Below are 4,909 nucleotides of genomic sequence, written 5' to 3'. Positions count from 1 at the left end.
TTTTGTCCAGCAATTAGATCATGGTATAACTTTTAACCTAAGTAATCGTGCAGAATTAGATTTAAGTTTTGTGTTTTAGGCACAAGGCAAAGAGTGTTAAATCGATCCTTTGTAAGTATAAATATATTTTTGTCGAATGCCGAAACCCTTGGGCATTGAGGTATCAGCTTTCGGCGGTGGGTTTTGTAAAAAAGCATGACCGTGGTTAATAAAAACATTTTAACACTCTTTGCCTTTTGCCTGTTCCCTAAAACACATAACTTCAATCTAATTTTGCCCATTAACTTAAAGTCTTATTACTGTCTGAAGCAAATAGTACCTCTTATTTGGCTGCAATTAGCAAGCTTAAGCCAACAAGATAGCACAGCAACATGATGTTTAAAATAAGGTTTGTTCCTTGAGGTGCCGATTTGAATTCTTGCCAGATATAAATACCCCAAATAGCGGCCACAATAGTTGCCCCTTGACCTAATCCATACGAAATAGCGGGGCCTGCTGCACCCGAAGCGATAATACTAAAAGACATACCAATACACCAAATTGCTCCGCCGACTATACCCATAAGATGGCTTTTGGAGCTCCCTTTAAAGTAATCGGCATAGCTTACGGGCGCCCCAACAAATGGTTTTTTCATTAGTAAAGTATTGAAAATAAAATTGCTCAGTAGTATCCCAATCGAAAAAAATACAACGGCTGTATACGGACTTAACTTTCCAGCGATGGGGTTATGGAAGTCTGGAAACATAGAATTGGCAACATATTTATAAAAAAGCCCCATCATTAGTCCACTAACTACCGACAAAGCCAACCCTTTGGTAGATACTGCAACTGTATTGGATGCCATTTTGCGGTAGGCATTGGCATTCAGTAAGATAGCTAATACAATGAGAGCGACACCCATGAAGATATAGGTGGAATTGCCAATTGGGGCATCCATATAATTGACAATTACACCAATTACCAAGGCCAAGCCTATACCCACAGGAAAAGCCACAGACATACCCGCAATAGCAATGGCAGCCCCAAGTAAAATATTGGCTAAATTGAAGACAATCCCTCCAATCAGTGCCGAATAAATATTACTTGTTTCTGCTTGTGCCATATCTTCCATAAAGCTTCTACCCCCTGTACCAGTACTTCCCAAAGTAAAAGCAAAAACAACAGAGGTAAATAATATGCCTAAAACATAATCCCAGTAAAATAGCTCAAAGCGCCAATTAGAAGCAGCTAATTTTTGAGTATTGGCCCACGAGCCCCAACACAACATCGTAACAATGCAGAAAACGACTGCGGTTGTATAGCTTTCGATAATAAACATAATAGAGAACAGTTAGGATTTTGAAGTTGGTTTTCGTTGACCAAAACGATAGATATTTTGGTTTGAGTCATTGTTTGGACTATCACTGTAAATCAAAATTTCATTGATTCTACAGTCATGTTCGGTACTTGGGTTCAAAAGCTTTAGACGAACTGTATGCTTGCCTTTGGGCAATAAATACTTCCAGAAAAGTTCATGACGACGTTCTTTAAAGCTTGTAGGTAAAGGTATCGTTTCAATTTTGACCCCATCCAAGTAGAGTTCAACCTCAAAATTGTAGGTACTTTCAGAGGCCCATTTGGCCGTTTCACCTTTTACCACAAATCCTGTTCCTTCAAAATCAAAAGTATATTCCTTCGTTAAATTTTTGTAAACAAACTGTTTATCAATAGGATAAGTACCCTCAAAGCTTTTTTCCATTTTGACTTCCACAGGGGTTTGTACGGGTATTATTACTTTATCTGCCAAGATTTTTCCTCCATTTCGTTCTATATTCAAAAGGGCGTGTTTGGTTCCTATTTCATAAACATCCGATAACGAAATAGTCGTGTATTTGAAATCAATATCTTCTGCCTCTTTCAAGCCCATTTTCCAATAACTTGGAATTTTTTCATATCCTAATACAGTCCCCAAAATACCACCAGCTGAGGAAGGGTTACAGTCGGCATCTTGTCCACATCGGGTAGTAATTTCCATTGTTTTGGTAAAATCTCCATTACCATACAGCAAACCCAGTACAACATACGCCGAATTGATGGTTGCATCAATATTGAATGGAGCGTATACGCCATCGGGGCAGCCTATGTCCTGAGTCCATTTGTCTTGTAATAAAAACCAAGTTTTTTTCCAATCATTTGGATTTTGTTGATGCCACTTAATCACATCCGAAATACATTTGTAATAATTGCTTTCTTTAGGAATCGTTTTAAGTGCCTCTGTGACGATGTACTTAATATTTTTTGAGGTAAAAGCTAAGGTATAGCAAGCTCCAAGATATACCCCCCCAAAATATCCGTCGCCATAATTCATGATATGCCCTATTTTATCAGAAATTTTTGAGGCGGTATTGGGCATTGCTGGCGACATTAAACCCGCAAAGTCACATTCTATTTGATAATCAATACAATCCGCATGTGGGTTGTTGAGCCAATGACCCGAAGCTGGGGGCATAATGCCATGCAAAATATTGTATCTGCCTGCTTGATTGGCATGCCAAAGGGCATATCCAGCATTGGCGTAGGCTCTGGCATGGGATTCTACAGGTGCATCAAGACCCTCTTTTTCAAACACATCCACAAATGTCAAATCCATATAAAGATCATCGTATAGACCAGGGTTATTAATCATTGTATTTTTTAGATAACCATCATACCACGGAATAGGATGATACTCATTAATCAAGGTACCATTGTAACGGAATTCTACGGGGCCTCCAAAAGTGACCCCTATGGTTTGTCCTGCCCAGCCGCCTTTGATTTTATCTTTGAGCTCGGTCTTGCTCAAAGTCAAGGTTTTGGGTTGAGCTCCCACAAAATGTGCGAGTAGGAAAAGGATACTAAAGATTTTTTTCATAGTTTAAATAGTTGATTTATTGGGGTTTGGTAGTTATTATCTTTGCAAATTTTGTAAAAGGTAGTTTTTCATAATACGATTGATAAATTCATTTGAATCAATCGATATTCCGATTTCTGCATTAGGGCTTTTACCTTGATTAATTTTGGTAAAACCTTTATCATCTACAGAAATATTGACTTTTTGAGTTTTGAAGAGTTCAGGATAAAGCATCATTCCTATGGCAACGGGGTCAAATAGGGTAGGGGTTTCGTTGCCCCAAAGTACATAAAGACCAGAAAGAGCATTGGTCAAGACCGACTGCCGCATCAGCAATAGCTCTCTTTTTGTTTTTTCTAGTTTTACCATAGCCGTTACATCCAATCCTGCATATACGATGTTGGCACCAGAATTTACAAATTTCTTAGCTGCTGGAATATCCACGAGTACGTTCCATTCGGGGTCGATGGTGGGCTGGGTGTTATATCCAATATAAAAGGAGCCAAACATCGCATAGATTTTTTTGGCAAGCTTTAGTGCATGGGGGTCTTTATCGATTATATCGGCCATATTGGTAACCGGACCAACCGAGATAATAACTACTTCGTTAGGATATTTTTTGAGATTTTCGATAATAAAATCTGAAGCAGACTGCTTGATGGGCTGTAATTTATTAAAATCTTTTGCCCAATAAAATTGCTCTGCATACCAGTTAGCTCGTGTGTCATTCTGAGAAGTATTTCGGCCTATGGCTACTGGAATTTTGTCTTGTCCTGTATCATAAAGTAGTTTAAGCGCTAGTTTTGCTCGGTCGTCTGTGCGACCATAACAAGTAGTAATGCCCAAAATCTCTAATTTGTCTTGATTGGTCAGAAGCATAGCCAATGCAAAGGCATCGTCGATGTCGTCGCCTAAGTCACAATCAAAAATAACCTTTTGTCGACCTTGCCCAAGTACCGAACAGAGAGTCAGAAGGATTAATAAAGCACTATATATCAGCTTCATAGCAATTGGTTGTTAAGTTAAGATGGAGATATCAAAAAGAAATATGGGCAACTAAAGTTCATTTCGATAAGGAATAGATGCTTGTGCTCCCATGCGCGTAACGGCTATAGAGGCAGCTTTGCAGGCAAACTTGACAGCCTCTATCAAAGGTTTTTCTTCATAAATGGCCACTGCCAATGCCCCACTAAAACAATCGCCTGCTGCGGTGGTATCTACAGGATTTACTTGAGGCGTTTCGATAATTCCCTCAAAATCAGCAGTTTTAAGATAGGCTCCTTTGGCTCCGAGCGTAATTACGACATTTTGGACACCCCAATTACTAAATACAGAGGCGGCTTGTTGGGCAGTGGTGACATCGGTAACTTTTATACCAGTAAGGATTTCTGCTTCTGTTTCGTTTGGGGTAATCGTATAAATGTGAGAGAAAATACTTTGAGATAATTGGCCCGCAGGCGCGGGGTTTAGAATTACCTTGAGCCCTAAACTACTGGCTTTCTTGACGGCATGCTCAACTGTAGAGATAGGTGTTTCGAGTTGAATTAAAAGGATATCTTCCTTCTCAAAAATAGAAGAAGCTTTATCTAGGTCTTCTTCCAACAAAAATGCGTTGGCTCCGGGTGCTACCGTAATGCAGTTTTCACCTTTGGCATCAACATTGATAAGCGCCACCCCAGAAGGATTATCGGAGTCTATAAAAACATAATCTGTCTCTATTCCTTCTTGTGTAAACTGTTGCAATGCTTGTTGCCCAAATATGTCATTTCCTATTTTGCATACAAATACCGTTTTGCACCCTAGTCTAGCCGTAGTTACTGCCTGATTGGCTCCTTTGCCACCTGCATTCATCAAAAACTTACCACCAATGACAGTTTCGCCAGGAGCCGATAGTTTTTCTGCCTTTACAACCATGTCTGTATTGGAGCTACCAACTACAATTATTTTTTTCATACTTTTATATTAGATTTGAAACATTCAAAAATATCTAAAAAAAGTATTAAAATTGAACTTTTTTATACTGAACTAATCGTGCAGAAT

Annotated in this window: 4 protein-coding genes; all 4 read right to left on the bottom strand. The window is 39.1% G+C overall.

Annotated elements, in window-relative coordinates; genetic code table 11:
- Window positions 1-322: 322 nt before the first annotated feature.
- The 4 genes from ACOVQ4_RS01755 to rbsK are packed head-to-tail and all read right to left on the bottom strand — an operon-like array spanning window position 323 to window position 4,822.
- Complete coding sequence (locus tag ACOVQ4_RS01755; protein WP_421818946.1) at window positions 323-1,318, bottom strand: GRP family sugar transporter; 996 nt, start codon at window positions 1,316-1,318, stop codon at window positions 323-325.
- 12 nt (window positions 1,319-1,330) lie between these two features.
- On the bottom strand, window positions 1,331-2,890 hold the full coding sequence (locus ACOVQ4_RS01750) for an ADP-ribosylglycohydrolase family protein (protein ID WP_421818945.1): 1,560 nt from the start codon (window positions 2,888-2,890) through the stop codon (window positions 1,331-1,333).
- Between the two features lie 36 nt (window positions 2,891-2,926).
- Window positions 2,927-3,874 carry a nucleoside hydrolase gene (locus ACOVQ4_RS01745; RefSeq protein ID WP_421818944.1) on the bottom strand — a complete coding sequence of 316 codons (948 nt, stop codon included), beginning with the start codon at window positions 3,872-3,874 and terminating at the stop codon, window positions 2,927-2,929.
- 51 nt (window positions 3,875-3,925) lie between these two features.
- Complete coding sequence (gene rbsK / locus ACOVQ4_RS01740; RefSeq protein ID WP_421818943.1) at window positions 3,926-4,822, bottom strand: ribokinase; 897 nt, start codon at window positions 4,820-4,822, stop codon at window positions 3,926-3,928.
- Window positions 4,823-4,909 lie beyond the last annotated feature (87 nt).

This window comes from Flectobacillus sp. (assembly GCF_049240685.1).
Lineage (GTDB): Bacteria > Bacteroidota > Bacteroidia > Cytophagales > Spirosomataceae > Flectobacillus.
This window is presented reverse-complemented; position numbering and strand designations above follow the sequence as displayed.

Bases quoted from the DNA above. Each gene is read 5' to 3' on its own strand.
- ACOVQ4_RS01755 (WP_421818946.1), bottom strand. From the start codon at position 1,318: ATGTTTATTATCGAAAGCTATACAACCGCAGTCGTTTTCTGCATTGTT.
- ACOVQ4_RS01750 (WP_421818945.1), bottom strand. From the start codon at position 2,890: ATGAAAAAAATCTTTAGTATCCTTTTCCTACTCGCACATTTTGTGGGA.
- ACOVQ4_RS01745 (WP_421818944.1), bottom strand. From the start codon at position 3,874: ATGAAGCTGATATATAGTGCTTTATTAATCCTTCTGACTCTCTGTTCG.
- rbsK (WP_421818943.1), bottom strand. From the start codon at position 4,822: ATGAAAAAAATAATTGTAGTTGGTAGCTCCAATACAGACATGGTTGTA.